The 26,157-nt window shown below is 73.1% G+C and carries 30 protein-coding genes; 13 read left to right on the top strand and 17 right to left on the bottom strand.

Annotation, left to right across the window (positions count from 1 at the left end; translation table 11 throughout):
- Positions 1-18 precede the first annotated feature (18 nt).
- The 3 genes from BM064_RS10595 to BM064_RS10585 form a co-directional block, all read right to left on the bottom strand.
- Positions 19-723, bottom strand: a complete 705-nt coding sequence (locus tag BM064_RS10595; RefSeq protein WP_245779118.1) for a MotE family protein — start codon at positions 721-723, stop codon at positions 19-21.
- Positions 720-1,487, bottom strand: a complete 768-nt coding sequence (locus tag BM064_RS10590) for a hypothetical protein (protein WP_092859724.1) — start codon at positions 1,485-1,487, stop codon at positions 720-722. Before BM064_RS10590 ends, BM064_RS10595 begins: the two co-directional genes overlap by 4 nt.
- A gap of 67 nt (positions 1,488-1,554) precedes the next feature.
- On the bottom strand, positions 1,555-2,061 hold the full coding sequence (locus BM064_RS10585; protein ID WP_092859723.1) for a flagellar basal body-associated FliL family protein: 507 nt from the start codon (positions 2,059-2,061) through the stop codon (positions 1,555-1,557).
- Positions 2,062-2,295: 234 nt separating this feature from the next.
- On the opposite strand from BM064_RS10585, the gene fliF reads away from it, so the two are divergent.
- From fliF to BM064_RS10555, 6 genes are all read left to right on the top strand, one after another.
- Entirely contained in the window at positions 2,296-3,867 is a 1,572-nt protein-coding gene (gene fliF / locus BM064_RS10580) for a flagellar basal-body MS-ring/collar protein FliF (RefSeq protein ID WP_092859722.1), read from the top strand.
- Positions 3,864-4,592 (top strand): FliH/SctL family protein, encoded by a 729-nt coding sequence (locus tag BM064_RS10575; RefSeq protein ID WP_092859721.1) that lies wholly within the window; start codon positions 3,864-3,866, stop codon positions 4,590-4,592. The genes fliF and BM064_RS10575 overlap by 4 nt, the downstream gene beginning before the upstream one ends.
- Complete coding sequence (locus BM064_RS10570; RefSeq protein WP_092859720.1) at positions 4,585-4,911, top strand: FliM/FliN family flagellar motor switch protein; 327 nt, start codon at positions 4,585-4,587, stop codon at positions 4,909-4,911. The genes BM064_RS10575 and BM064_RS10570 overlap by 8 nt, the downstream gene beginning before the upstream one ends.
- Before the next feature lie 112 nt (positions 4,912-5,023).
- Positions 5,024-5,755, top strand: coding sequence for a flagellar type III secretion system pore protein FliP (gene fliP / locus BM064_RS10565; RefSeq protein WP_092859851.1), 732 nt, complete (start codon positions 5,024-5,026; stop codon positions 5,753-5,755).
- Positions 5,752-6,846, top strand: a complete 1,095-nt coding sequence (locus BM064_RS10560; RefSeq protein ID WP_092859719.1) for a flagellar motor switch protein FliG — start codon at positions 5,752-5,754, stop codon at positions 6,844-6,846. Before fliP ends, BM064_RS10560 begins: the two co-directional genes overlap by 4 nt.
- Before the next feature lie 368 nt (positions 6,847-7,214).
- Entirely contained in the window at positions 7,215-8,795 is a 1,581-nt protein-coding gene (locus tag BM064_RS10555; RefSeq protein WP_092859718.1) for an OpgD/OpgG family glucan biosynthesis protein, read from the top strand.
- A gap of 29 nt (positions 8,796-8,824) precedes the next feature.
- On the opposite strand, the gene BM064_RS27765 is transcribed toward BM064_RS10555, so the two are convergent.
- The 4 genes from BM064_RS27765 to BM064_RS10535 all read right to left on the bottom strand — a co-directional run bounded on the left by BM064_RS27765 (position 8,825) and on the right by BM064_RS10535 (position 11,575).
- Entirely contained in the window at positions 8,825-8,980 is a 156-nt protein-coding gene (locus BM064_RS27765; RefSeq protein WP_092859850.1) for a Trm112 family protein, read from the bottom strand.
- Between the two features lie 143 nt (positions 8,981-9,123).
- On the bottom strand, positions 9,124-9,780 hold the full coding sequence (locus tag BM064_RS10545) for an LON peptidase substrate-binding domain-containing protein (RefSeq protein ID WP_092859717.1): 657 nt from the start codon (positions 9,778-9,780) through the stop codon (positions 9,124-9,126).
- A 4-nt stretch (positions 9,781-9,784) separates the two neighbouring features.
- Positions 9,785-10,708 carry a thioredoxin gene (trxA, locus tag BM064_RS10540; protein ID WP_092859716.1) on the bottom strand — a complete coding sequence of 308 codons (924 nt, stop codon included), beginning with the start codon at positions 10,706-10,708 and terminating at the stop codon, positions 9,785-9,787.
- Between the two features lie 306 nt (positions 10,709-11,014).
- Positions 11,015-11,575, bottom strand: a complete 561-nt coding sequence (locus BM064_RS10535) for a prolyl-tRNA synthetase associated domain-containing protein (protein WP_092859715.1) — start codon at positions 11,573-11,575, stop codon at positions 11,015-11,017.
- 156 nt (positions 11,576-11,731) lie between these two features.
- Here BM064_RS10535 and BM064_RS10530 point away from each other — a divergent pair, with 156 nt between their 5' ends.
- On the top strand, positions 11,732-12,202 hold the full coding sequence (locus BM064_RS10530; RefSeq protein ID WP_092859714.1) for a cupin domain-containing protein: 471 nt from the start codon (positions 11,732-11,734) through the stop codon (positions 12,200-12,202).
- A gap of 127 nt (positions 12,203-12,329) precedes the next feature.
- Here BM064_RS10530 and mmsB read toward each other — a convergent pair whose 3' ends face one another.
- The 4 genes from mmsB to BM064_RS10510 are packed head-to-tail and all read right to left on the bottom strand — an operon-like array spanning position 12,330 to position 16,069.
- The gene (gene mmsB / locus BM064_RS10525; protein ID WP_092859713.1) at positions 12,330-13,199 is read right to left on the bottom strand and encodes a 3-hydroxyisobutyrate dehydrogenase; all 870 of its coding nucleotides are present in this window, start codon (positions 13,197-13,199) and stop codon (positions 12,330-12,332) included.
- 31 nt (positions 13,200-13,230) lie between these two features.
- Positions 13,231-13,845: a glutathione S-transferase N-terminal domain-containing protein gene (locus BM064_RS10520; protein ID WP_092859712.1), complete on the bottom strand. Its 615-nt coding sequence runs from the start codon at positions 13,843-13,845 to the stop codon at positions 13,231-13,233.
- Positions 13,842-14,906 (bottom strand): enoyl-CoA hydratase/isomerase family protein, encoded by a 1,065-nt coding sequence (locus BM064_RS10515; RefSeq protein ID WP_092859711.1) that lies wholly within the window; start codon positions 14,904-14,906, stop codon positions 13,842-13,844. Before BM064_RS10515 ends, BM064_RS10520 begins: the two co-directional genes overlap by 4 nt.
- Before the next feature lie 17 nt (positions 14,907-14,923).
- Entirely contained in the window at positions 14,924-16,069 is a 1,146-nt protein-coding gene (locus BM064_RS10510) for an acyl-CoA dehydrogenase family protein (protein ID WP_092859710.1), read from the bottom strand.
- A gap of 90 nt (positions 16,070-16,159) precedes the next feature.
- Here BM064_RS10510 and BM064_RS10505 point away from each other — a divergent pair, with 90 nt between their 5' ends.
- Positions 16,160-16,351, top strand: a complete 192-nt coding sequence (locus BM064_RS10505; protein WP_092859709.1) for a hypothetical protein — start codon at positions 16,160-16,162, stop codon at positions 16,349-16,351.
- A 24-nt stretch (positions 16,352-16,375) separates the two neighbouring features.
- Here the strand turns inward: BM064_RS10505 and BM064_RS10500 are convergent, their stop codons facing one another.
- On the bottom strand, positions 16,376-16,774 hold the full coding sequence (locus BM064_RS10500) for a RidA family protein (protein ID WP_218161001.1): 399 nt from the start codon (positions 16,772-16,774) through the stop codon (positions 16,376-16,378).
- A 13-nt stretch (positions 16,775-16,787) separates the two neighbouring features.
- Positions 16,788-18,290, bottom strand: coding sequence for a CoA-acylating methylmalonate-semialdehyde dehydrogenase (locus tag BM064_RS10495; RefSeq protein ID WP_092859708.1), 1,503 nt, complete (start codon positions 18,288-18,290; stop codon positions 16,788-16,790).
- A gap of 120 nt (positions 18,291-18,410) precedes the next feature.
- On the opposite strand from BM064_RS10495, the gene BM064_RS10490 reads away from it, so the two are divergent.
- Together BM064_RS10490 and BM064_RS10485 are read left to right on the top strand one after the other, a co-directional pair.
- A complete protein-coding gene (locus BM064_RS10490; RefSeq protein ID WP_092859707.1) occupies positions 18,411-19,280 on the top strand; it encodes a LysR family transcriptional regulator in 870 nt (289 codons plus the stop codon).
- 72 nt (positions 19,281-19,352) lie between these two features.
- A complete protein-coding gene (locus BM064_RS10485; RefSeq protein ID WP_092859706.1) occupies positions 19,353-19,685 on the top strand; it encodes a DMT family transporter in 333 nt (110 codons plus the stop codon).
- Between the two features lie 7 nt (positions 19,686-19,692).
- On the opposite strand, the gene BM064_RS10480 is transcribed toward BM064_RS10485, so the two are convergent.
- Both BM064_RS10480 and dapB read right to left on the bottom strand, forming a co-directional pair.
- Positions 19,693-20,295: a cobalamin biosynthesis protein CobQ gene (locus BM064_RS10480; RefSeq protein ID WP_177236208.1), complete on the bottom strand. Its 603-nt coding sequence runs from the start codon at positions 20,293-20,295 to the stop codon at positions 19,693-19,695.
- Between the two features lie 156 nt (positions 20,296-20,451).
- Positions 20,452-21,255: a 4-hydroxy-tetrahydrodipicolinate reductase gene (gene dapB / locus BM064_RS10475; RefSeq protein WP_092859705.1), complete on the bottom strand. Its 804-nt coding sequence runs from the start codon at positions 21,253-21,255 to the stop codon at positions 20,452-20,454.
- Positions 21,256-21,522: 267 nt separating this feature from the next.
- Between dapB and BM064_RS10470 the strand changes: the two genes are divergently transcribed.
- Positions 21,523-22,995: an ABC transporter substrate-binding protein gene (locus BM064_RS10470; protein WP_092859704.1), complete on the top strand. Its 1,473-nt coding sequence runs from the start codon at positions 21,523-21,525 to the stop codon at positions 22,993-22,995.
- Positions 22,996-23,324: 329 nt separating this feature from the next.
- On the opposite strand, the gene BM064_RS10465 is transcribed toward BM064_RS10470, so the two are convergent.
- Both BM064_RS10465 and BM064_RS10460 read right to left on the bottom strand, forming a co-directional pair.
- A complete protein-coding gene (locus tag BM064_RS10465; RefSeq protein ID WP_218161000.1) occupies positions 23,325-23,957 on the bottom strand; it encodes a Smr/MutS family protein in 633 nt (210 codons plus the stop codon).
- 66 nt (positions 23,958-24,023) lie between these two features.
- Entirely contained in the window at positions 24,024-24,722 is a 699-nt protein-coding gene (locus tag BM064_RS10460; protein WP_245779117.1) for a Tim44/TimA family putative adaptor protein, read from the bottom strand.
- Between the two features lie 209 nt (positions 24,723-24,931).
- Here BM064_RS10460 and BM064_RS10455 point away from each other — a divergent pair, with 209 nt between their 5' ends.
- Both BM064_RS10455 and secB read left to right on the top strand, forming a co-directional pair.
- Positions 24,932-25,498 carry an FxsA family protein gene (locus BM064_RS10455; protein WP_177236207.1) on the top strand — a complete coding sequence of 189 codons (567 nt, stop codon included), beginning with the start codon at positions 24,932-24,934 and terminating at the stop codon, positions 25,496-25,498.
- A 116-nt stretch (positions 25,499-25,614) separates the two neighbouring features.
- A complete protein-coding gene (gene secB / locus BM064_RS10450) occupies positions 25,615-26,103 on the top strand; it encodes a protein-export chaperone SecB (protein WP_092859702.1) in 489 nt (162 codons plus the stop codon).
- The last annotated feature ends 54 nt before the right edge of the window (positions 26,104-26,157 follow it).

Raw genomic sequence — 26,157 nt, 5'->3', positions numbered from 1 at the left:
GGGCCGCGGGAGGGCGCTTCACTCGCGCGGGGCGCGGGCGTTGCGGCCGGCGATCACGGCGGAGATGGCGTAGGCGCGCTCGGCGCTCATCCCCCCCATGATCTTGGCGGCGGTGTCCTTCCGCATCCGCGCGAGGAAGCCGGCGGCGAAAGTCACGTCCATCGATTCGAAGATCCGCGCCGCGTTCTTGGGGTTCATGTTCTCGTAGACCGCGGTCAGCCGCTCGATGTCCTGCTCGGCGGCCTCGTCGGCCACGGCGAGGGTGGCGGCGAGCCGCTCCTCGGCCGTGCGCAGCGCCTCGAGCTGCTCCTTGTACTTGGCCTCGGCGACCTGGAGCAGGCGCTCGCGGTCGGCGATCTCGGCGGCGCGGGCGTCGAGCTGGGTCTCGCGCTGCTTCAGCGCGGCGAGCAGGCCGGCGGGGTCCCCGCCCGGCGTGCAGGGATCGGCGGCCGCCGTCTGGGCGCCGCCGCCGGAAAGGGTCGCGGCGGCCTCCTTGGCGAGCGCGCCCTCCGGGTCGAGGAGGCGCAGGCCGGCCGAGCCGAGGAAGCACAGGCCCAGCAGCAGAAGGGCGCCCGGCGCGCGGCGGGCGCCCCGGCTCCCGCTCTCCTCCGCCGGCGGCCTGCGGCGCGGGGCCGGGCCGGCGGGAAAGGCGGCGGAGCGGGGCGCCGGGGCCGGCGGCCGCGGCGTCCGGCGCGAGCGGAGCAGCGCGCGGAGGTCGATCATTCGCCGCTCTCCCTCGCCAGCGCCTCGATGGCGGCGCGCAGCGCATCGGTCCCTTCGGCGGAGTCGCCCAGGCCCCGGCCGCGGGCGGGCCGGGCGCGGGGGGCGGCGCGGGCGGTGCGCGCCACGCTCTCGACCGCCGGGTCGTCGTCCGGGTCGGCCGGATCGACCTCGATCCGGAACAGGCGGCGCGTGGCGGGAGGCGCCGCGGCGTCGGTCGGCGGCGCGTCTCCTGCCTCCGCCGCATCGTCCGCGGCCTCCGCCGGCGCCTCGTCGGGGTCGGGTTCGACGTCGGGGGGCGCCCCCGCCTCGGCAAGGTCGGGATCGGGCGCCTCGTCGGGGTCCGCGACGAAGGGCGCCTCGAGCGGTCCGGCGGCGCGGGCGGCGGCGGAGCCGCCGACCACCTGCGGGCGCGGGCGGGGCGAGAACGCGGCGGCCTGCCGGGCCTCGCGCCGGGCGGCGACGTTGGCCGGCGCGGCGCCGCCCTCGTTGTCGTGGATCGCGGCGAGCAGCAGCTCCAGCCGGCCGGCCGCCATCTCGGCGCGGGCGGTGCGCTCGGCCAGCGTGCGGGTCGATTCGCCCGCTGCGGCCCGGGCGGCGCGCAGCGCCTGGCGCAGCTCGTCGGTCTGGGCGGCCATGGCGGCCACCGCCTGGCCGACGCCGCCGTCCAGCCGCCGCAGGCTGCGCAGCCGCCCGGCCAGCACGTGGCAGTAGATCGCTGCGGTCAGCGCGGCGGCGATCATCAGTCCATCGGCGATCAGGCCCATCCGACCCTCCTTCCAGTTCGTCGTCCCGCCGGTCCGCGGACCGCGGTCGATCTCGATCGCGGGCGCGTCATTGCAGCACGAACTCGGTGATCAGCAGGTCGCGCACCGCATCCTCGCCGGCGACGATGCGGATCCGGCGCAGCAGGTGGGCGCGCATCCGGGCCATGGCGGCCGGCCGCTCCACATCCGCCTCGTCCAGCGCCTGCAGGTAGGAATTGATCACGTCCATCACCCGCGGCATCAGCGCCGCCACCGCCTCCTCCCGCCCCGGCTCGATCTCGAGCGTGGCGGAGAGGCGCAGGTGGCGGCTGCGCGCGGAGGGCCCCAGCGAGACCAGCATCTGCGGGATCTCGACGAAGGCGACGGCGGCCGATTCGCCGGGATCCTCCTGCGCCTCCTGATGCGCCTGCTCCTCGCCGCCGCCGCCGAAGGGCAGGGCGAACATGCCGGAGAAGGTCGCGAAGAAGCCGCCGCCCCCCAGCAGCAGCATCGCCGCGAGGCCGATCAGCATTCCCTTGCCGCCCTTCTTCCTGGGCGGCGCGTCGGCGACGTCGACATCGGCGGCTTCAGCCATCGTTCGGTCCCGTTTCCCGCGCCCCGCGGCGCGTCCGGGGCGCCGGCCCGGCGCCGGGGATCTGCACGTTCTGCATCCGCGCCGGTCCCGGTCGGACCGGAGCGGCGCAGGGCATGAGGTAACCGTCAGGGGCTAACCGAATCTTAAGTGCGCGGACGGCAAGGGAGGGGAGCGGCCAGAACGGCCCGCCCCTCGCCCGTGAACCGGCGGGGGACCCAGCGCGAGAGGATCAGCGTGGACCGCTTGTCGTCCCTGTGGAACGGGCTGGACGCCCGGCGCCGGATCGTGGCCCTGCTTGCCGCCGCCGCGGCGATGCTGGCCGTCTGGGGCCTGGCGCGCATGGCGACCGAACCGTCGATGAGCCTGCTTTACGCCGGGCTGGATCCGGCCGCCTCGGGGGAGGTGATCTCGGCGCTGGAGGCGCGCGGCATCCCCTACGAGGCGCGCGGCGATTCGATCTGGGCGCCCGAGGGCCAGCGCGACGCGCTGCGCATGGCGCTGGCTGCAGACGGCCTGCCCCAGGCCGGCGCGCGCGGCTACGAGCTGCTGGACGATCTCTCCGGGTTCGGCACCACCGCCCAGATGTTCGACGCCGCCTACTGGCGCGCGAAGGAAGGCGAGCTGGCCCGCACCATCCTCGCCCTGCCGTCGATCCGCCAGGCGCGCGTGCATATCGCCAACCCGCCCCGTCGGCCCTTCGAGCAGGCGCCGACGCCCTCGGCCTCGGTCTCGGTCAGCGTCGGCTCCGGCGCCCTGGGCGAGGCGCAGGCGAGCGCGATCCGCCACCTGGTCTCCTCCGCCGTGCCCGGCCTGACCGCGGCCCAGGTGACCGTGGTCGACGCCGAGAACGGCACGGTCCTGACCGAGGAAGGCGGCCCCGAATCCCCCCAGGCGGTGGAGGATCGCGCCGCCCGCCTGAAGGCCAATGTCGAGCGCCTGCTGGAGGCCCGCGTCGGCCGCGGCGCTGCGGTGGTCGAGGTGATGGTCGACGCCGACATGAACTCCGAGACGGTGACCGAGCGGGTGCTCGACCCCCAGGGCCGCGTCGCCATCCACACCGACACGCAGGAGACCTCCGAGCAGTCGCAGGGCGGCGAGGCCGGCGGCGTCACCGTCGCCTCGAACCTTCCCGACGGCGGCCAGCAGGGCGCCGGCGGCTCCTCGAGCACGGCCAACGAGACGCGCGAGCGGGTGAACTACGAGGTCTCCGAGGTGCTGCGCGAGCGCATCCGCCGCCCCGGAGAGGTGCGCAAGATCTCCGTCGCGGTGCTGGTCGACGGCGTGCGCACGGTGAACGACGCCGGCGAGGTCGACTGGACCCCCCGCCCGGAGCAGGAGCTCCAGGCCCTGCGGGAGCTGGTGGAATCCGCGATCGGCTTCGACCCGGCCCGGGGCGACGTGGTGACGATCCGCACGCTGGAATTCACCGCGCCCGCCGACCTGGGGACCTCGGCCAGCGCCTCGGGCGCGGCGGATTTCCTCGCGGCCAACGCGATGACCCTGATCCAGCTCGGCGCGCTGAGCCTGGTGGCGCTGCTGCTCGGGCTCTTCGTGCTCCGCCCGATGATCACCCGCCGGGTGGAGGACGCCCGCACCCTCGAGCTCGAGGCCCTGCCCGCCGGCGCCGGCGCCCGGGAGCAGGCGGAGGCCGCCGTCGCCCTCGCCGGCGAGGTGATCGACGCCGGCCAGATCACCGCCGACCGGCTGCGCGCCCTGCGCGACCTGACCGGCGAACGCAAGGATGACGCGGCCGCGCTGCTGGGCCTGTGGCTCGAGCAGGGCGAGCCGGCGCGCGAGACCGCATGATGACGATGAAATGGGAAAGTTTCGAAGCGGACGAGGCGAAGGTGATCGGCGCCCCCCCGCGCGGCGAGCGCAAGTCCGAGGCCGCCGACAAGCCGGCGGGCCGCAAGCCCGCCCCGGCCGGCGCCCCGCGCAAGGCCGCCCCGGACGCCGCCCCCCCGGCCGCGCCGCCGCCCCCGGCCGAACCGATCGAGACCCTGCTCGCCCGCGCCCGCGGCGAGGGCCGCGCCGCCGGCTTCGAGGAAGGCGTCGCCCATGCCGAGGCCCAGGGCCAGGCGGCGCTGCGCATGATCCTCTCGGACCTCTCGGAGCAGCTCGCCGACGCGCTCCACGCCCGGGTGGAGCAGGAGCAGGCGCTCGACCGCGCCGCCCGCGACCTGGCCGAGGCGCTGCTCGCCGGCGTCGCGCCCGCGCTCGCACGCCAGGGCCTCGCCGCGGAGGTCGCCGCCGCGGTGACCGAGGCCCTGCGCGTCGCCCGCGCCTCCCCCGACGCCGCGCCCCTGCGGGTGCGCGTCGGCCCCGGCCAGGTCGAGGCGGTGCGCGCCGCCCTCGCCGAGGGGGGGCTCGGCACGCAGGTCGACGCCGACCCCGAACTCGGCGATCTCTCCGCCCGCCTCGACTGGGCGGACGGAGAGGACGACATCGACCTCGAGGCCGCCCTCGCCGCCGCGCGCGCCGCCCTCGACCGCCACCTGCCCGCCCCGGAGAGGAGAGCCGCGAATGGCTGACGATCTCGACGACGACGACGCCCCCGTCCCCGCCCGCGCCGAGGCGCTCGAGTCCGGCAAGAGCAAGCGCGGCTCCGCCGTCCTGGGCGTGCCGATCGAGGTGGTGATCTCGGTCGGGCGCGCCCGCCCGCTGGTCTCCGACCTGGTGAACCTGCGCCGCGACTCGGTGCTGCCCCTCGACAGCCGCATCGACGACCCGGTGGAGATCCTGATCGGGGACCGCCTGATCGCCCGCGGCGAGCTGCAGGAGATGGACGACGACAGCGGCCGCCTCGCCGTCCGCCTGACCGAGGTCGCCGACCTGTCCCAGGGCGTCTGAGCCCTTGGCCGCGACGACGGTCATAGGCGCCGCGCGCCGCCCCGGCGCGCCGGGGAGGGCGGGCGGGAGGCGCGCCGGGGCGGCGCGCGTCGCCGCCCTCACAGCCCTCGCCCTGCTGCTCCCCGCCGCCGCGGCGGCGCAGGCGATCACCCTCGATCTCGGCGGTCAGGAGAGCCTGACCCTGCGCGCCATCCAGCTCTTCGTCGTCATCACCCTGCTCAGCCTCGCCCCGGCGCTGGCGGTCACCGTCACCTGCTTCCCGTTCATGGTCACCGTCCTGTCCATCCTGCGCTCCGCCATCGGCCTGCAGCAGTCGCCGCCGAACATGCTGATCGTCAGCCTCGCGCTGTTTCTCAGCTGGTTCGTGATGGCGCCCGTGTTCGACGTCGCCTGGGCCACGGGCATCCGCCCGCTGCTTGACGACGAGATCGGGATCGAGGAGGCCGCCCCCCTGGTCATCGCCCCGTTCCGCGAGTTCATGGCCGCGCGCGTCGACGCCGACGCGCTCGACGCGCTGGCCTCCGCCGTGCCCGCCGCGGCCCTGCCGGCGCCCGTCCCCGAGGCGCCGTCCGCGGACGCCCCCCTGACCCCCGCCACGGCCGAGACCCGCCTGCTGGTCCCCGCCTTCCTGCTGTCGGAGGTGCAGCGGGCCTTCGAGATCGGCTTCCTCGTCTACCTGCCGTTCCTCCTGATCGACCTCGTGGTCGCCTCGGTCCTGATGTCGATGGGCATGATGATGGTGCCGCCCGCGGTGGTCTCGCTGCCCTTCAAGCTCGCCTTCTTCGTCGCCGCCGACGGCTGGTCGCTGCTGGCCGGCGCCCTGGTGCGGGGCTACGCGGCATGAGCCCCGCCGCCGACGCCCTGGTCCCCGCGCAGGCCAACCTGCCCGCCCCCGCCCATCCCGCGGGGCGGGAGAAGGCCGGCCCCTCGCCCGACTCGCTGACCCCCGCCCAGAAGGCCGCGATCGTGATCGTCGCCCTCGGCCCCGAGGCCGCGACCGAGATCCTGCGCTCGCTGGGCGAGACCAACATCCGCCGCTTCGCCACCGCGGTCGCCAAGCTCAAGGGCGTCCCCCACCACACGGTCGACGCCGTGGTGTCGGAATTCCTGGGCGCCATGGGCGACGAGCTCTCGGTGCGCGGCGGCATCGACGAGGCGCGCAAGTTCCTCGGCCAGGTCCTGGACGAGGACCAGCTCGCCCGGGTGATGGAGGAGATCGACGCCCGCTCCACCCGCTCGATCTGGCTGCGGCTGGCCGACGCCTCGGACGCCGCGCTGTCCAACTGGCTGTCGGCCGAGCATCCCCAGGTCGCCTGCCTGGTGCTCGCCAAGCTGCGCGCCGACCAGGCCGCCCGCCTGCTGGAGCGGTTCGAGCCCGCCTTCGCCCATGACGTGGTGCTGCGCATGGCCCGCGTGCCCACCCCCGACGTCGCCGCGCTGGAGATGCTCAAGTCCGCGATCGAGCACGATTTCGTCTCGGCGATCGAACGCACCCAGGGCGCGGCCAAGCCCGCGGAGCTGATCGCGAGCCTGATGAACCACGTCTCCAACGCCGCGCGCGAGACCTTCCTGAGCCAGATGGAGCAGGACGATCCCAAGCTGGCGCAGGAGGTGCAGCGGGTGATGTTCACCTTCGCCGACGTCGCCAGCCGCGTGAACCCGCGCGACATCGCCAAGGTGATCCGCGGGGTGGACGAGCCGGTGCTGATGGCGGCGCTCAAGCTCGCCCAGGCGCAGGAGAATCCCTCGGCCGAGTTCATCCTGGGCAACATCGCCAAGCGCCTCTCCGACCGCATGCGCGAGGATCTCGCCGGCATGCCCGACGTCCGCCAGAAGGAGGGCGAGGCCGCCCAGGCCGAGCTCGTCAACGCCATCCAGACCCTCGCCCGCCGCGGCGAGATCAAGCTGATCGAGATCGACCTCGGCGACGACTGAGCCGCGGCCCGACGACGACGAAGCCGCGCCAAGACGACGACCGGGCTGCCGTCGGGCCCCCCGGACGACGATCGGGCGCCGGCCGGGCAAGCCCCCCTGGCCACGCCGCCCCGGCCCCCCGGGAGGCGGGCGGCCCCCGTCGCCGCGCCGGCGCGCGCGGGTGGGCGGGCGGGGCGTGCGCCGGCGCGGCGACGGGTGCCGCGGGCGCCGCGCCCGCCGGCCCTTCGGCGACGCTGGGTCGCAGCGTCCGGCGGGGCGGCGCCGCGACGCGTCGTTGGCGCGGGCCGGCCGAGGCGCCATATGGGCCAGGATACGGGCGGCCCGCGCATTTCAGTTCCACCGCCCGACCGCATATCGCGAGGAGCCGCATGACCGCCACCCGCCGCGCCGTTCTCGGATCCGTCGCCGCCCTCGGCGCCCTCTCCGCAGCCGGCCTGGGGCCGGCCCGCGCCCAGGGCGAGCGTCGACCCTTCTCCTGGGACCAGCTGGTGAGCCAGGCCGAACGCGCCGCAGCCGAGCCCTGGCGCGAGCCCTACCGCCCGATGCCCGAGGTCACCTCGATCATCGACTACCAGCGCTGGGGCGAGATCCGCTTCCGCACCGACCGCGCCCCCTTCCAGGACGGCTACCCGGTCACCTTCTTCCACCTCGGCCAGTACTTCCAGAAGTCGGTCCGCATGCACACGGTCGCCGACGGCCAGGCGCAGGAATTCGCCTACGACCCGGCGCTGTTCGACATGCCCGCCGACCATCCCGCCCGCCGGCTTCCCGCCGACAGCGGCTTCGCGGGCTTCCGCTTCCAGGAATGGAACGGCGCGCAGGACTGGCCGACCCAGGACTGGCTCGCCTTCCTCGGCGCCTCCTACCTGCGCGCCATCGGCGCCTCGGGGCAGTACGGGCTCTCGGCCCGCGGCGTGGCGGTGGACCCGGCTCTGCCCGACCGGCCGGAGGAGTTCCCCGACTTCACCGAGTTCTGGATCGAGCAGGGCGGCGGCGCAGAGGATCCCTGCACGGTCTACGCCCGGCTCGACGGCCCCTCGATCTCGGGCGCCTTCCGCTTCCAGGCGCTGCGCACGCCCGACCGCGCGCGCGGGGTGATCATCGAGGTCGACGCCAACCTGTTCCTGCGCCGCGACGTGGAACGCCTGGGCCTGACGCCGCTGACCTCGATGTTCTGGTATGGCGAGTACGGGCGCGAGCGGCCCTTCGACTGGCGCCCCGAGGTGCACGATTCCGACGGCCTCGCGCTGTGGACCTCCTCGGGGGAGCGGCTGTGGCGGCCGCTGAACAACCCGCGCTACACCCAGGTCTCGGCCTTCCTCGACGAGAACCCGCGCGGCTTCGGCCTGCTGCAGCGCGACCGGGAGTTCGACCATTACCGCGACGGCGTGTTCTACGACCGCCGCCCCAGCCTGTGGATCGAGCCGCTGAGCCCCTTCGGCCGCGGCGCGGTGCAGCTGCTCGAGATCCCGACCAACGACGAGATCCACGACAACATCGGCGTCTTCTGGGTGCCGGAGGCGCCGGCGCGGGCCGGCAACGCCTACCGGATGCGCTACCGGATGCACTGGCTGGACGGCGAGCCCTATCCCGCGACCAACATCGCCCAGACCGTCGCCACCCGCTTCGGCCGCGGCGGCCAGCCGGGCCACGCGCGCCCCGACGACGCCTGGAAGGTGGCGGTGGAGTTCGACCGTCCCGAGGTGATGCGCAAGATCCCCTATGGCGTGATGCCGGAGGTGGTCGCCTCGACCTCCGCCGGCCGGATCGCCCGCACGCTGGTCGAGCCGGTGCCCGGCGGCAACGTCTGGCGCGCCTTCTTCGACCTGCAGCTCGACGATCCCGCGCAGGTCGCGGAACTGCGCCTCTACCTCGCCCTGAACGGCGAGCCGCTGACCGAGACCTGGACCTACCGCTTCGAACGGGGAACCCTGGTTCAGGGCATCTGAGCGCGGATCGGCCCGCGCCTGCGGGCCGCTCAGCCCTCCAGCCGGCGCGCCTCGCCGACCAGCAGGATCGGGATGCCCTCGCGGATCGGGTAGGCGAGCCCCGCCTGGCGCGAGATCAGCTCCTGCGCCTCGCGGTCGTAGTCCAGCGCCGACTGGGTGGCGGGGCAGACCAGCGCCTCCAGCATCCGCCGGTCGACCGCCAGCCGGGACGAGGCGCCCGCCGGCGCCGGGGCGGCCGCGCCGGGCCCGGCGGCGGGCGCGAGGTCCTCGTCCGGGCCCGCCTCGGGGGCCCGTTCGGGACCCGGGGTCTCGGCGCCCTCGGGCCCGCTCATTGCAGGGTGGTCCCGTCCTCGCCGCCCGAGGCGATGGCGAACTGCATCAGGGCGGCCAGGGTCTCGCGCCGGGTGGCGAGCGTGGGGGCCTCCAGCAGCGCCTGCTTCTCCTCCACCTCGAAGGGGCAGAGCATGGACAGCGAGTTGATCAGCATCTCCGCGTCCGCCTCCTTCAGCGTGTCCCAGTCGGAGCTGAGCTGCGCCACCGAGAAGAACTTGCCCAGCGTCTTGAGGAAGCGGTCGCGGTTGAAGCCGGGGTCCTTCTCGGCCCCGCCCAGGTCGCGGGCGAAGTCGGCCCATTCGGCCTTCACGCGGCGATAGGGCTGGAAGCCCTGCACCTCGCCGCGCAGGCGGAACCGGGAGACGCCCGCCAGCGTGATCAGGTAGCGCCCGTCCTCGGCCTCGGAGAAGGCGATGACCCGTCCCGCGCAGCCGATCGAGTGCAGGCGGGGCTCCTCGCCCTCCTCGCTCTCGAACGGCTGGACCATGCCGATCAGGCGATGGTCCGAGCGCAGGACGTCGTCCATCATCGCCAGATACCGCGGTTCGAAGATGTTCAGCGGCAGCCGACCGCGCGGCAGCAGGAGCGCCCCGGGAAGGGGAAACACCGGCACCGTCTCCGGAAGGTCGGCCTGGCTGAACCTGCGTCCCATGGCGTCAGGCGAAGATCATCGAGGCGAGGCGCCGGCGGCCCTTGCCGACCAGCGGATCCTTCGGCCCCAGGCTTTCGAAGAGCTGGGTGAGCTGCGCCTTGGCGGCGCCCTCGTTCCACTCGCGGTCGCGGCGGAACAGCTCCAGCAGCTGCTCGACGGCGCCCTCGTGGTCGCGGGACGCGATCAGCGCCTGCGCCAGCTCCAGCCGGGCCTCGTGGTCGTTCGGGTCGGCGTCGAGCCGGGCGCGCAGGGCCTCGGCCTCGCCGGCGTCGGCGGCGCCCTCGGCCGACATCCGCGCCAGTTCGATCTGGGCGCGGGCGTGGGCGATGGCGGCGTCCTGCGCCTTGGCGGGATGCACCCGGGTCAGCGCGGCCTCCGCCTCGTCCAGCCGGCCCAGCGCCACGAAGGCGCGGGCGAGGCCGCCGATGGCCGGCAGGTTCTCTGGGTCCTCCTCGAGCACGGCGGCGAAGACCTGCACGGCGTCCTCGGGCTGGCCCTGCTCGAGCATCTCCTCGGCCGCGGCGACGGCGTCGGCGAGCGTCTCGCCCCCCGCCATGCCGATCAGCTTGTCGATGAAGGCCTTCAGCTCGGAGGGCGGCACCGCCCCCATGAAGCCGTCGACGGGCTGGCCGTCGACGAAGGCGTAGACCGTGGGGATCGACTGCACGCGCAGCTGGCCGGCGATCATCTGGTTCTCGTCGACGTTGACCTTGACCAGGCGCACCTTGCCGTTCGCGGCCCGCACGGCCTGCTCCAGCGCCGGGGTCAGCTGCTTGCACGGGCCGCACCATGGGGCCCAGAAGTCCACGATCACGGGAACCTGACGCGACGCCTCCACGACGTCGGTCATGAAGGTCGCCTCGCTCACGTCCTTGATCACATCGCCCCCCGCGGGGGCGGCGGCCTGTCCCTGGCCCAGTTCCAGCATCGCTCGGGTCCCTCCGTCGCGCCGGCGGACGCCCCGCCGGATGTCGACCCCTAAGTAGAGGCCGCGCGCCCGGGCCGCAACCGAGCGGCAAGGCAAGGCAGCGCTCCCGGTCGCGGTGATCTCAGTTCCGGAAGGTGGGGCCCGATGCGCCGAGGACAAGTCGATTCCTTCGCGCCGTCCGGCCGGGGCCGTCCGGGGCCCGCCCCGCCGGCCCCGCCGCGCCTCCGGGGCCGGAGGCGCGCCCGCCCCCCTGGCGGGGCCGGGGAGGGCGGGCGGGAGGCTCCGCCAGGGGGGCGGGGGCGCCGTTCAGCCCTCGGCCGACGCCCGGGCGAGCGCCTCCAGCGCGTCGAAATCCACGTCCACGGGATCGTGACCGGTCGCCGCGAAGAACCGCCGCAGGTCGGCGGTGGCGACGGCCACGGTCGCCTCGTTGTGAAGCGGGTGCACGTTCAGCACCTCGGCGGCCATCATCTGCGCGTCGAGCGCGAGGCGCAGCTCGCCCCCTAGGTCGTTGATCAGCCCCAGCGAGGTCACCGCCCCCGGCCGCACCCCCAGCAGGCGGCCCATGTCCTCGGGCGAGCCGAAGCTGAAGCGCCTGGCGCCCAGGGCCTTGGCGAGGTCGGGGATCCGGATCGCGCGGTCCTCCTCGCAGACCGCGAGCCAGAAGCCGCCCTTCTTCTCCTTCAGGAACAGGTTCTTGCAATGCGCGCCGGGCATCGTCCCGCGCAGCTCGCGGCTCTCCTCGACCGTGCGCAGGGGCGGGTGGGCGTGGCGCACGTAGGCGATGCCGAGGGCGTCGAGCCGGGCCAGCAGCGCGGCCTCGGCTGCGAACGGATCGGCGACGGCGTCGCAGGGCAGGGCGGTCATGGGCGGCTCCGGGCGCGGGATCAGGCCTGCGCGTTCAAGCGCGGCGCGGCGCGGGGGTCAAGTTCCCGCGCTTGACGTCCGCGTCCACGCTTGGGTCCGGCGCGGAGCCGGCCTAGGGTGGCCGCCGAACGACACAAGGATTCTGGAGAAACGCCGATGTCCGACCCCGCCGAAACCGATCACTGGCGCCTGAACGGCATCCGCATCGTGAAGGCCGGCGAACTGGACGCGAACACCGCCCAGACGCCCGGCATGAACCGCGCGGCCGCCATCACCCACGCCACGGCGGGGGCGCAGAAGATCTGGGCGGGCACCGTCTCGATCCACCCCGACGCCAAGACCGGCGCCCACCACCACGGCCACCTCGAGTCGGTGATCTACGTGGTGCGCGGCCGCGCCCGGATGCGCTGGGGCGACAAGCTGCAGTACGTGGCCGAGGCCGAGGCGGGCGACTTCATCTACGTCCCCCCCTACGTCCCCCACCAGGAGATCAACGCCGCCGACGATCAGAGCCTCGAGTGCGTGCTGGTCCGCTCCGACCAGGAGCCGGTGGTGGTGAACCTCGACATCGACCCGGTGGAGAACCCCGAGCCGGTGCGCTGGATCGACCCCAACCACCCGGAATAAGCCGCCGGACATGCGAACGGCCGCCGGAGGATCCCCCCGGCGGCCGTTTCGCCTGCGGCAGGCGTGGCGCCGGAGGCCCCGGATCAGGTCCGGGGCGCCCGTGCGCCGGGCGCCGCGCCCGGCGGCCTCAGCGGCGGGCCATCTTCGAGAGGCGCGGGAGCATGGCGGAGAAGTCCTTGCCCTTGCCGTCCTCGCCCACGAACGCCTCGTAGAGCTCCATCGCCCGCGCGCCCATCGGGGTGGGGGCCCCGACCGAATCCGCGGCCTGCTGGCTCAGCCGCAGGTCCTTGAGCATCAGCTCGGCCGCGAAGCCGGGCTTGTAGTCGTTGTCCGCGGGGCTCTGCGGCCCGACGCCCGGGGCGGGGCAATAGGCGTTCATCGACCAGCAGTAGCCCGAGGAGGTGGAGACCACGTCGAACACCGACTGGCGCGACAGGCCCAGCTTGTCGGCGAGGTTGAAGGCCTCGCACACGCCGATCATCGAGATGCCGAGGATCATGTTGTTGCAGATCTTCGCCGCCTGCCCGGCGCCGCCCTCGCCGCAATGCACGGCCTTCTGGCCCATGATGTCGAAAAGGGGCTTGGCCGCCTCGAACGAGGCCTCGGACCCGCCGGCCATGAAGGTCAGCGTCCCCGCGGCCGCGCCCCCGATGCCGCCCGAGACGGGGGCGTCGACCGACAGCAGCCCGGCCTCGGCCGCAAGGTCGTGGGCGGCCCGCGCGCTGTCCACGTCGACGGTCGAGCAGTCGATGAAGACCGCGCCCTTGCGCATGGCGGGGATGATCTCGGCCGCCACCGTGCGCAGGATGTCGCCGTTGGGCAGCATGGTGATGACGGCGTCCTTGCCCTGCACCGCCTCGACCGCGCTGGCGGCGCTGGTCACGCCCTCGGCCGTCGTCCCGGCGACGTCGAAGCCCGTCACCTCGTGACCCGCCTTGGCGAGATTGGCGGCCATGGGCGCGCCCATGTTGCCCAGGCCGATGAACCCGATCTTCATGTCGTCTCCTCCCGTGTCGTGGTCGTCCCGGTCAGTCGACCGGGAACGGGGCGAGGGTGAAGGGCGCGCGCGCCTCCCACCCGGCCCGGTAGTGCTCCAGCGCCGGGCGGGCGTCGGCGTCGAACACCCCCGGCCATTTCTGCGCGAGATACGTGGCCGCGCAGACCGCGGCGAGATCCGCCCGGTCCGGCTCCCCCGAGGTGGAGCGCCGGTCCGCCCAGCGCTCCAGCCAGTCGAGGCCGGAGGTCATCTGCTTCTCCAGCCGCAGGATCTGCTCGCGGTCCTGCAGCTGCGCGGGCCGGCGGTTCTCCGCCGAGCGCGCCACCGCCTTGTCGGCGAGGCCGATCGCCAGACCTTCGGCCTCGAGCATCGCGAAGCGGGCGTGGGCGCCTTCGGGGGCCAGCATCGGGCCGCCGAAGCCCGCCTCCGGGTCCTCGATCCACTCGATGATCGCCCGGCTGTCGGAGACGATGCGCCCGTCGTCGAGCTGCAGGGCCGGCGCGCGGCCCAGCGGGTTGGCGCGCATCACCGCCTCGAAGTCGCCGAAGACCGACAGGGCCGCCCGCTCGAAGGCGACCCCGTGGACATGCAGCGCCAGCGCCACGCGCCGCGCGAAGGGGGAGTCGTAAAGCCCCGTGAGGATCATGCCCGCTTACCGTGCTTCCACTCGTTTTCGCCGAGGTCGGAGAGCATGAACATCGCCCGGTCCGGCCACACGTCCTCGAGCCGCGGCGAGGCCCACTGCGGGTTGCGGTCCTTGTCGACGATCTGGGCGCGCACGCCCTCGTTCAGCTCGCCGAACTCCTGGGAGCGGTAGGTGAAGCGGTATTCCTCGGCCAGCGCCTCCTCGATCGTGGACATCTCGCGGGCGTTGCGGATGGCGATCAGGGTCGAGGCGACGGACAGCGGACAGGCCCGCAGGATCGCCTTGGCCGCGGCCTGCGCCCAGTCGGCCTTCGAGGCCTGCAGGTTCTCGACGATGGCCATGGGCGTGGTGTCGTTGAAGATGTCCTCGATCTCGTCCTGCAGGTCGACGAGCATCGGGGCGACCTCCGGCTCCTGCGCCGTCTGCGGGTCGCGGGCGTAGCGGCCGATGGCCAGGACGTCGCCGCTCTCGCACAGCTCGGCCTTCAGGGCGGCGTGGTCGGCGGAGGGGACGAAGTGGTCCGCAAAGCCCGCGAAGATCGCGTCGGCGACGCCGATGCGGGTGCCGGTCAGGCCCAGGAACTCGCCCGTGCGGCCGGGAGAGCGCGACAGGATGAAGGTGCCGCCGACGTCGGGCAGCAGGCCGATCCCGGTCTCGGGCATCGCCAGCAGCGTCTTCTCCGAGAAGCAGCGGTGCGAGCAGTTGGAGGCGATGCCGACGCCGCCGCCCATCACGATGCCGTCCACGAAGGAGACCACCGGCTTGGGGTAGTTCCGCAGCAGCGCGTTCATCCGGTATTCGTCGGACCAGAACCCGCGCGAGTAGGCGTAGTCGCCCTTCGAGCCATGCTCCCACATGTTGCGGATGTCGCCGCCGGCGCCGAAGGCGCGGCCCTCGCAGGCGTCGATCACCACCAGGTCGATCGCGGGGTCGTCCTTCCAGGCGTTCAAGCCCGCCTCCAGCGCCAGCGACATCTCCCAGCTCAGCGCGTTCAGCGCCTTGGGGCGGTTCATGGTGATCCGGCCGGCGCGGCCCTCGGTGGTGACGATAAGGTCGGTCATGGTCTCTCCCTCAGCCCTCAGCCGCGCTCGGCGAGCAGCGCCCGCGCGGTGATCAGGCGCATGATCTCGTTGGTGCCTTCGAGGATCTGGTGAACCCGCAGATCCCGCACGATCTTCTCGATGCCGTAGTCCTCGAGATAGCCGTAGCCGCCGTGAAGCTGCAGCGACTGGTTGGCGACCTCGAAGGCGGTGTCGGTGACGAAGCGCTTGGCCATGGCGCAGAACTTGGTCGCGTCCGGCGCGCCCTGGTCGAGCTTCCAGGCCGCCTGGCGCAGGAAGGTGCGCGCGGCCTGCAGCTCGATCTCCATGTCCGCGAGGCGGAACTGAAGGGCCTGGAACTGGTCCAGCGTCTGCCCGAAGGCCTTGCGCTCGCCCATGTAGGCGACCGCCTTCGACAGCGCCGCCTGCGCGCCGCCCAGCGCCGAGGCGGAGATGTTCAGCCGGCCGCCGTCGAGCCCGTTCATGGCGTAGACGAAGCCGCGCCCCTCCTCGCCCAGCAGGTTCTTCGCGGGGATATGGCAATCGTCGAACTGCACCTGCGCGGTGGGCTGGGCCTTCCAGCCCATCTTCTTCTCCTGGGCCCCGAAGCTGAGCCCCTCGGCCCCGTCCTCGACCAGCACGCAGGAGATGCCCTTGGGCCCCGCGTCCCCGGTCCGGCACATCACCAGGTAGACGTCGGAGAACCCGCCGCCGGAGATGAAAGCCTTGTTGCCGGTCAGGGCGTAGCCCTCGTTGGTCTTCTCGGCCTTGGTCTTCAGCGCGGAGGCGTCGGAGCCGGAGCCCGGCTCGGTCAGGCAGTAGCTCGCCACCTTCTCGAAGCTGGCGAGCCGGGGGATCCATTCCGCCCGCATCTCGTCGCTGGCGAAGGTGTCGATCATCTTCGCGCACATGTTGTGGATCGAGATGAAGGCCGCGACCGAGGGGCAGGCCTGCGCCAGCGCCTCGAAGATCAGGGTGGCGTCGAGGCGCGACAGCTCCGACCCCCCATGCTCTTCCGAGCAGTAGATGGCGCCGAGGCCCAGCGCGCCGACCTCGCGCAGCAGCTCGCGCGGGATCGTGCCGGCGGCCTCCCATTCGGCGGCGTGGGGGGCGATGCGGTCCTGCCCGAAGGACAGGGCCATGTCGTAGAGCGCCTGGCTCTCCTCGCTCAGCGCGAAATCCATTGGTCCTCCTCCCGCCGGGCGGTTCCTTGCGGCCGGGGTCGCGGGGCGGATAGGGTCCGCCGACACGCAACGGGGCGCAGGGGGCGCGGCATGTTCTCGTTTCTCGGCCGGTTCGAGACGCCGGTGAAATACGCGCTTGTGGGCGCCGTGGGCGGCTTCGCGGCCAACCTTCTCATGATCCTGGCGGGATTCCCGCCGCCGGAGCCGCTCGCCACCATCGTCGGACTGGGCCTGGGCGGCTTCGTCGGCGGGCTGTTCCACCAGAGACGGAAGGGCGGCTGACCGCCCCTCCGCGCATCGCGGGGCTCAGGCCTGGGCCACCGCCTCGACTTCCAGCAGCCAGCCGGGATCGAACATCTCGGCGACCAGCGTGGTCATCGTGGGGCGGCGGTCGCCCAGCACCTCGGCCCGGATCGCCCGGTATTCGCCGGCCAGCGAGCGGTCGGCGAGCCAGGTGGTGACCTTCACCAGGTGGTCGAGCGTGTAGCCCGCGGCGCGCAGCTGCGCCTCGACGTTCGACCAGACCTGGCGAGCCTGGGCGTCGAATCCCTCGGGCGCCTTGCGGGCTGCGTCCAGCGGCACCTGGCCGCTGATCCACAGCGTTCGCGTGGCGCCCGTCACCTCCAGCGCCTGGGCGTAGCCCGCCGGGGCGGGGGGCGCGTCGGGGGCGGCGATCTCCCGCCGCTTCAGGGGCTCGTCGCTCATGCTCTCTCCTGGGTCAGGCCATCGTCGGGATGACGAACTCGGCCCCTTCCTTGACGCCCGACGGCCAGCGCGAGGTGACCGTCTTGGTGCGGGTGTAGAAGCGGAAGGCGTCGGGCCCGTGCTGGTTCAGGTCGCCGAACACGGACTTCTTCCAGCCGCCGAAGGTGTGGTAGGCCAGCGGCACCGGGATCGGCACGTTCACGCCCACCATGCCCACGTTGATGCGGTTGACGAAGTCGCGCGCCGCGTCGCCGTCGCGGGTGAACATCGCGACGCCGTTGCCGTACTCGTGGTCCATGGCGAGGCTCAGCGCCTCCTCATAGGTCTTCGCGCGCACGGTCGAGAGGACCGGGCCGAAGATCTCCTCCTTGTAGATCGACATGTCCTTGGTGACGTTGTCGAACAGGCACGGGCCGATGAAGTAGCCGTTCTCGTAGCCCTGCATCTTGAAGTCGCGGCCGTCGACGGCGAGCGTCGCGCCCTCCTTCACGCCCTGGTCCACGAGGCCCAGGATCTTTTCGCGCGCGGCCGCGGTCACCACGGGGCCGTAGTCCACGTCGTCGCCGGCGGTGTAGGGGCCGACCTTGAGCGCCTCGATCTTGGGGATCAGCTTCTCGATCAGCAGGTCGGCGGTCTTCTCGCCGACCGGCACGGCGACCGAGATCGCCATGCAGCGCTCGCCGGCGGCGCCGTAGCCCGCGCCCACCAGCGCGTCGGCGGCCTGGTCGAGGTCCGCGTCGGGCATGATGATCATGTGGTTCTTGGCGCCGCCGAAGCACTGCACGCGCTTGCCGGCCGCGGTGCCGCGCGAATAGACGTAATGCGCGATCGCGGTCGAGCCGACGAAGCCCACGCCGCCGATGTCCTCATGGTCGAGGATCGCGTCCACCGCAACCTTGTCGCCGTTGATCACCTGGAGGATGCCGTCGGGCAGCCCCGCCTCCTTCATCAGCTCGGCGAGCATCAGGGGGACGGAGGGGTCGCGCTCGGACGGCTTCAGGATGAAGGCGTTGCCGCACACGATCGCGGGGCAGAACTTCCACATCGGGATCATGGCGGGGAAGTTGAAGGGCGTGATGCCCGCGGCCACGCCCAGCGGCTGGCGCATCGAGTAGATGTCGATGCCCGGGCCGGCGCCGTCGGTGAACTCGCCCTTCAGCAGGTGGGGGGCGCCGATGCAGAACTCGGCCACTTCCAGCCCGCGGATCACGTCGCCCTTGGCGTCGGGCAGGGTCTTGCCGTGTTCGCGGCTGAGGGCCTCGGCCAGCTTGTCCATGTCGCGGTGCAGAAGCTCGACGAACTTCATCAGCACGCGGGCGCGGCGCTGCGGGTTGACCGCGGCCCAGGCGGGCTGGGCGGCCTTGGCGGACTGCACGGCCGCGTCGATCTCCTCGACCGTGGCGAGCGGCGCCTTGGCCTGCACTTCGCCGGTCGCGGGGTTGTAGACGTCCGCGAACCGCCCGGAGGTTCCCTTGACGTGCTTGCCGTCGATCCAGTGGGTGAGCTCGGTGACCATCGCGTGTTTCCTCCCGCGTTTGTCGACCTGTCGATCAGTCGGACGCCACCCTCCACGAAATTTCACGCAGGGCAATGGGAGAATCTCCACTTTGGATGTGCATTCCTGCACAATGGCCCGATGAACTGGGACGACATGCGCTTTTTTCTGCAGGTGGCCCGCACCGGGCGCCTGACCGAGGCCGCCCGCGCGCTGGGCGTGGACCACGCCACCGTCTCGCGCAGGGTCGGGGCGCTGGAGCGGGCGCTGTCGGCGAGGCTCTTCGACCGCTCGCCCCGGGGCTATGCGCTGACCGAGGCCGGTCGCGCCCTGCTGCCCACGGCCGAGGCGATGGAGAGCGCGTCCATGCTCGCCGCCGCCGAGGTGGGGGGCCGGCAGGACGAGCTGTCGGGCGCCGTGCGCATCGGCATGCCGGAGGGGGCGGCGAGCCACCTCGCCCCCGCCGCCGTCGCCGACCTGGTGGAGAGCTATCCGCGGCTCGAGATCCAGATCGTCGCCCTGCCGCGGACCTTCTCGTTGTCCCAGCGCGAGGCGGATTTCGCCATCGTCGTCACGCCCCCCGCCGCGGGCCGGCTCAGGATTCGCAAGATCGCGGATTATCGCCTGCAGCTCTACGGATCGGCCGAGCTGCTGGGCGACCGGCCCCCGCGCACGCCCGAGGAGCTGCGCCGCTGGCGGCTGGTGGGCTACGTGCCCGACCTGATCTTCGACAAGGGGCTCGACTACCTGACCGAGATCCCGGGCGCGCCGACGCCCGCGGTCGCCTCGACCTCGCTGCTGGTGCAGCTCGAGATGGTGGCGGCGGGGGCGGGGCTCGGGATGCTGCCCGAGTTCATGGCCCGTCGCCGTCCCGGCCTCGTGCCGGTGATGCCAGAGGTCACGCGGATCACCCGCGCCTACTGGCTGGTGATGCACCAGGACACGGCCGAGCTCGCCCGCATCCGCCGGGTGGCGCGCGCCTTCGCGGATGCGATGCGCGCGCGGCTCTGAGGCGCCCGCTCTTGCCTCTCGCCCGCCCTCCGTGGTCTGAGGGCGGCGGACGCCGGCAGAGGAGACGGGGCGATGCAGGTCTGGATCTACCTTCTGATCGCGATCACCGGCGAGGTGTTCGGCACCACCTTCCTCAAGGCCTCCGACGGGTTCACGAAGCTGGGGCCGACGGTGCTGGTGGTGATCGGCTACGCCATCGCCTTCTTTTTCCTGTCGCTGACGCTGAAGACGATCCCCACGGGCATCGCCTATGCGATCTGGTCGGGCGTGGGCACGGTGATGATCACGCTGGTCGGCTGGGTGTTCATGGGCCAGCGGCTGGACCTGCCGGCGCTGATCGGCATCAGCCTGATCATCGCAGGCGTGGTGGTGATGAACCTGTTCTCCGGCTCGGTGAAGCACTGAGCGGGGTTCAGCCCGGGGCTAGCAGCCAGGGCCAGACCACGGTCGGCGCCGCCTCCACCGCCAGCAGGATCAGGATCGCCGCGTGGGTCCAGGCCCCGCGGAAGCGTCGCCACAGCACGACCGCCAGCAGGAGGCACAGCGCGCCCTCGGCCAGCGCCACCTCGTGCCCGTGGCGGGCGGGGTTCCAGTAGCTGAGCGGGCTGCGGAACACCCAGTCGGTCACGGGCCAGAAATGCGGCCGGGCGTCGGAGTGGTGCAGCGGCAGGTCGAAGGCGAGATGCAGCAGCGCCGCCCCCGCGAAGACCGCCGGCGTCGGTCGGCGCAGGGCCAGCGCCGCCAGCGCCAGCGCGCCCCACAGGACGATCGAGTTGTCGACCCGGAACATCCCCTGCCAGAGGGGAGAGCCGTAGTCCTGCCCGAAGATCGTCGGCAGGTCGTGGCCCTGCACCCAGCGCGCCCAGGCGAACAGCGCGAAGAGCCCCAGGTCCGGCGCGATCCCCCCGGCCAGCGCCGCCAGGTTGCGCCGGCGCGCGGCCGCAGCCCCGGGCCCCGGCGGGACAGGACGCGCGAAGGCGGCGGCGGCGAAGATCAGGTGCGCGGGCGTGTTCACCCGTCCTGTCTCCGCGCTCCGCCCGCGGAACTCAATCCTTGATCGCGCGACCGGGTCCCGAAGGGACGAAAGCCGCCCGAAGGGCGGCCTCGCGCAACATCTCTGCTCTCCGCCCCGCAGGGGCGAGCGCCGGGCGACGCCCGGCGACCGGCCGGCTCACAAGCCGAGGACGTCGGTCATCGTGTACTGGCCGGGCTTCTTCTCCTGCCCCCAGACCCCGGCGGTCATCGCGCCGCGCGAGAAGATCATCCGGTCGGTGGCGATGTGCTTGAGGATCACCCGCTCGCCGGCGTTGGCGAAGATCACCTCGTGCTCGCCCACCACGTCGCCGCCGCGCAGGGCGGCGAAGCCGATGGCCCCGTCCTTCCGGGCGCCGGTCTGCCCGTGGCGGCCGGAGTCCATCACCTCGGACAGGTTGGAGTCGTGCCCCTTCGCCGCCGCCTCCCCCAGCATCAGCGCGGTGCCCGAGGGCGCGTCGACCTTGTGGCGGTGGTGCATCTCGACGATCTCGACGTCCCAGCCCGGCCCGAAGGCCTTCGCCACCTTCTCGGTCATCACGCACAGCAGGTTCACGCCCAGCGAGAAGTTGCCCGCCCGGATCTGGACCGAGTGGCGCGCGGCCGCCTCCAGCTTCGCCAGGTGCGCGTCCTCGAAGCCGGTGGTGCCGATCACGTGCACGCAGCGCGCCTGCGCGGCGAGCGCGGCATGGGCGACCGAGCCCGCGGGCGAGGTGAAGTCGAACACCGCGCGGGAGCGGGCGAAGGCCTCCAGCGGGTCGTCCTCGACGATCACGCCCAGCGGCGCGCCGCCCAGGCACTCGCCCAGGTCGCGGCCGATCCAGTCGTGGCCGGGACGCTCGGTGGCGCCGGTCAGGTGGATCTCGGGATGCTCCTTCGCCGCCTCGACCAGCATCCGGCCCATGCGGCCGGAGACTCCGGTGACGGTCGCGGGAATGGTCATGGCGGCGCTCCTTCCGGCTGCGGGGGCCTTGCGCGGCCCGGCGCGGGCATAGCATCGCCGCCCGCGCCGCGGCAACGGCCCCCGGCGGCCCCCGTGACGCTCAGGTCATGCCCCCGGGGCGCGCCGCGACGCTGGACGTCGCGGGCCAAGGCGATGAATATGCCGCCGTCGGGACCCCGCCGGCGGCGCGACCCCCCTCCCGGGAAAGCGCGCGACACGACGAGAGCGGGGCCGGACGCCGACATAGCCTCCGACCGGGAGAGACGAATGAAACGCTTCCTTCTGGGCGCCGCGACGGTCGCCCTGATGGCCGGCCCCGCGTTCGCCGCGCAGACGCATGTGAACCTGGGCGTCGCGCTCGAGCCGCCGAACCTCGATCCCACCGCCGGCGCCGCCGCGGCGATCGACGAGATCGTCTACCAGAACGTCCTGCAGGGCCTGACCCGCATCGACAAGGAGGGGCAGGTCCAGCCCTCGCTGGCGACGTCCTGGGACATCTCCGAGGACGGGCTGGTCTACACCTTCCACCTGGTCGAGGGCGCCAAGTACCACGACGGGGCCGACTTCACCGCCGACGACGTGAAGTTCTCCTACGAGCGCGCCATGGGCCCCGACAGCCAGAACGCGCAGAAGGGCCTGTTCGAGCCGATCGAGAGCATCGAGGTGGTCGACCCCGCCACGGTGAAGATCACCCTCAAGCGCCCCACCGGCAACTTCCCCTACAAGATGGGCTGGGGCGATGCGGTGATCGTGGACGAGGCCTCGGCCGCGGACAACGCCACCAACCCCGTCGGCACCGGGCCGTTCAAGTTCAAGGACTGGGCCAAGGGCTCGTCCGTGACGCTGGAGAAGAACCCGGACTACTGGGGGGAGCCGGCGCCGCTCGACTCGGCGACCTTCAAGTTCATCTCCGACCCGACCGCGGCGCTGGCCGCGCTGATGGCCGGCGACGTGGACGCCTTCCCCAACTGGCCGTCGCCCGAGACCCTGCCCCAGATCGAGGCCGACCCCCGCTTCACCGTGGTGCGCGGCACGACCGAGGGCGAGACGATTCTCTCGACCAACAACGCCAAGCCGCCCTTCGACCAGCTGAAGGTCCGCCAGGCGATCGCCCACGCGCTCGACAGGCAGGCGATCATCGACGGGGCGATGTTCGGCTCGGGCGAGCCGATCTACACCCACTATCCGCCCTCCGGCCCCGCCTTCGTGGACCTGTCGGGCCTCTACCCCCACGACCTCGAGAAGGCCAAGGCCCTGCTGGCCGAGGCGGGCTTCCCCGACGGCTTCTCGGCCACGCTGAAGCTGCCGCCCCCGGTCTACGCCCGCCGCGGCGGCGAGATCGTGGCGGCCCAGCTGGCCGAGGCCGGGATCAAGCTCGAGATCATCCCGGTCGAGTGGGCGCAGTGGCTGGACCAGGTCTACAAGGGCGGCGACTACGACCTGACGATCGTGGCCCACACCGAGCCCGACGACCTGCAGATCTACACCCGCGACAACTACTACTTCAATTATCCGGGGACCGAGGTCCGCGAGTTGATGACCCAGCTCGCCGCCGAGGCCGACCCGGAGAAGCGGATCGAACTGCAGAAGGCGGTTCAGACCAAGATCGCCGAGGACGCGGTCAACGGCTTCCTGTTCCAGCTCGGCAAGACCGTGGTGGCCAAAAAGGGCCTCGAGGGCCTGTGGCAGAACCAGCCCACCCAGGCCAACGACCTGCGCGAGGTCCGCTGGGTCGAGTGATCGGGCTGCGGGAGGGGCCGGCCCCTCCCGCCACCCACCCGAAGCGGCGGCGGGCGCGAAAGCCTCGCCGCCGCTTCGCGTCTGGAGGGCCGCCACGTCCCCCCCGCGCCTGCGCCTGGAAGACGGCGTGCCACGGGCGCCCCGGACTTGATCCGGGGCCTCTCCCCGACCGGAGCCGCGGACGCCGCGTGGATGATCGCGGCCCGACGCCGCCCGCCCGCGCAACGCCCGGAAGCAGCGCCTGTAACACGCGGCCCCGGGTCAAGCCCGGGGCGCGCGCTTCGCGGGCCGGGCGCCCGGAGCACCGGGGCGGCGCGAGGCTCGCCTGCTCAGCCCCGGATCTTGCGCAGGTAGACGTAGAGCGCGCCCTCGCCGCCGTGGCTGCGGTGGGCGGGGTAGATGCCGACGATCATGTGGGCGAGCGGCGCCTGGCCGAGCCACAGGGGCACGGCGTGGCGCAGGACGCCGGTGCGCTCGGGCATGAAGGGGGCGTCCTCGACCGGCTTGCGGCCGCCCTTGCCGGTCACCACCAGCACGCAGCGCAGGCCCTGGGCGCGGGTCGAGCGGATGAAGCTCGACAGCGACGCATGCGCCCGGTCGGCGGTCATGCCGTGCAGGTCGAGCCGCGCCTCGGGCGGGCGGCGGCCGCGCTTCAGGCGGTCGGCCGTGCGGCGGTCGAGCCCCGCGGCCGGGTCGAACGTGTCCAGCGCCGGCGGGTGGAAGGTGGCGGTGGTCTGCGGGCGCGGCCGGCCGACGGGACGCAGGACCGTGCGCGGCGGCGGCGCTGGCAGGGGCGCGGGATCGGGGGGCGGAGCCTCGCTCCGGCCCTCGGAGGGGTCGGCGGGGCGGACCTTGCCCGCGGCCATGGCGGCGGGCGAGGTCTCGGTCGGCAGGTCGCCGGGGGCGCGGTCGCGCCCCTCCAGCGGGGTCGCGTCGCGCATGGCGGCGCGCCACAGTCCCAAGTCGGCCTCGCTCAGGCGCGGGCGGCGGCGACGGCGGGAGGCCATGCCGGGACCCCGCGCGCGCGCTCAGCCGCCGGTCGCGGTGAGGACCCAGTTCGGGTCGTTCGACCCCATCTTGCGGGTGAAGGTCCAAAGGTCGGTCTGGCGGCGGATCTCGTTGGGATCGCCCTCGACCACCTGATGCTCGGCGTTGCGCACGACCGAGACCAGCTCGCCCACGAAGCGCACCTCGATGTCGGCCTCGCGGTCCTCGTCCGAGAACATGGCCGAGAAGATCCGCGCCTCCTTCACGCCCACGAAGCGGGCCTCGACCGTCAGGCCCTCGGTCTCGCGCTGGCGGATTGCGGCGACGAAGCTCTGGTAGACCTCGTCCGAGAGCAGCGGGCGCAGGGCGCGGGTGTCGCCGGTCTCGAAGGCCATCAGGATCATCTCGTAGGCCTGCTTGGCGCCGTCCACGAACTCGGAGGGGCGGAAGCCCGGCTCGGCGCGGGCCATGCGGCGCAGGGATTCGCCGGTCTCGCCGTCGACGTCGGCGACGCGGGCGATGTCGGCGTCGATGGCGGCGTCCGCGTTGGCCGTGCCCTCGATCACCTCGAAGCCGCTCTTGCGGCGGGAGGGGGTCGCGGCGGGCTCCGGCCGCTCGCCGGGCATGCGTTCGTAGCCGGTGCGCGTGCCCAGCACGTTCTTCAGCCGCCACAGCACGAAGATCGCGATGGCGGCGAGGATGATGAGCTGGGTCATGTCGTCCATCTCGAGCGTCTTCATGCAGGCGCCGCTCCCCCGGCTTGCGGTCCGGAGGGCGGCTGGCGTGGCGGGCGGGCGTCCGTGTGCCTATGTAAGGTCAGCGGCGGCCCCTGTCCAACGGGCAGACGCCTGCGACGCGGCCGCGCAACCCGGGGCTGCGCGCGGGCGATCCCCAGGACGGACCGCCCGGACCGAGACGGCCAAGACTTCGACGGAGGAGACCCGCCGACATGCCCCTGTTCATCCTGCTCGCGGTGGTGCCGATCATCGAGATCGCGCTGTTCATCCAGGTGGGCGGCGCCATCGGCCTCTGGCCGACCCTGGCGACCGTGATCGCCACCGCGCTCGCCGGAAGCTGGCTGCTGCGCAAGCAGGGCCGCGGCGCGATGATGCGCCTGCAGGAAAGCCTTTCGCGGGGCGGAGATCCCTCGGGTCCCATCGCCCATGGGGCGATGATCCTGGTGGCGGGCGTGCTGCTGCTGACGCCGGGCTTCTTCACCGACGCCTGCGGGCTGGCGCTGCTGCTGCCGCCGGTGCGCGCGGCGCTGATCCGCTGGGGGGCCGCGCGGCTCGCCGCCGGGGTGCGCAGCGGGCGGGTGGTGATGACCTCCTCCTCGGGCGGCTACCGCGCCGGCGGCGACCCGTTCGCGGGGCCCCACGGCGGTCCGCGACCGGGTCCGCGCCCCGGTCCCGCTGGCGGAGACGTGATCGACGGCGAGTTCGAGACGGCCGACGACGACGCCTCGGACCGGCGCGACCCGTCGCCGGGCGCCAGCGGCTGGACCCGCGAGCCCTGAGCCCGGCCCCCGGCGCCGCCGCGTCCGGCCACGTTGCGGCCCCGGGCCCTGCGTGCTAGCGCTGCGACCGGAAATTTTCGCCTGTCCGACCCACGGAACACCCGGAGTTCGCGCCAATGGCCGACGCCCAGACCCCGCCGCAGCAGCCGCAGTCGCCGCCGCAGGTCCAGATCCTTTCTCAGTACGTGCGCGACCTGTCGTTCGAGAACGTCGCCGCCCAGTCGGGCGCGCTGCCCGAGGACAAGCCGGAGATCCAGGTCTCGGTGAACCTCGACGCCAAGCCGCGGGGCGACGACCGCTACGAGGTCTCGCTGAAGCTGTCGGCGACCTCGAAGGCGGGCGACAAGACCGTGTTCATCGCCGAGCTGGACTACGCCGGCCTGTTCTCGATCAAGAACGTCCCGCAGGAGCATCTGCACCCGCTGCTGCTGATCGAGTGCCCGCGCCAGCTGTTCCCCTTCGCGCGCCGCATCGTGGCCGACGTGACCCGCGACGGCGGCTACCCGCCGCTGATGCTGGACATGGTCGACTTCGTCTCGATCTACCGCCAGGAAGTCGCCCGCCGCCAGGCGGCGCAGGGCGGCCAGCCGGTCGGCACCGCCTGATCCGCGCCTGATCCACGCCTGATCGGACGGGACGGCGACGCGCCGTCCCGTCCC

The sequence above is a fragment of the Albimonas pacifica genome (assembly GCF_900113695.1).
Taxonomy (GTDB): domain Bacteria; phylum Pseudomonadota; class Alphaproteobacteria; order Rhodobacterales; family Rhodobacteraceae; genus Albimonas; species Albimonas pacifica.
This window is presented reverse-complemented; position numbering and strand designations above follow the sequence as displayed.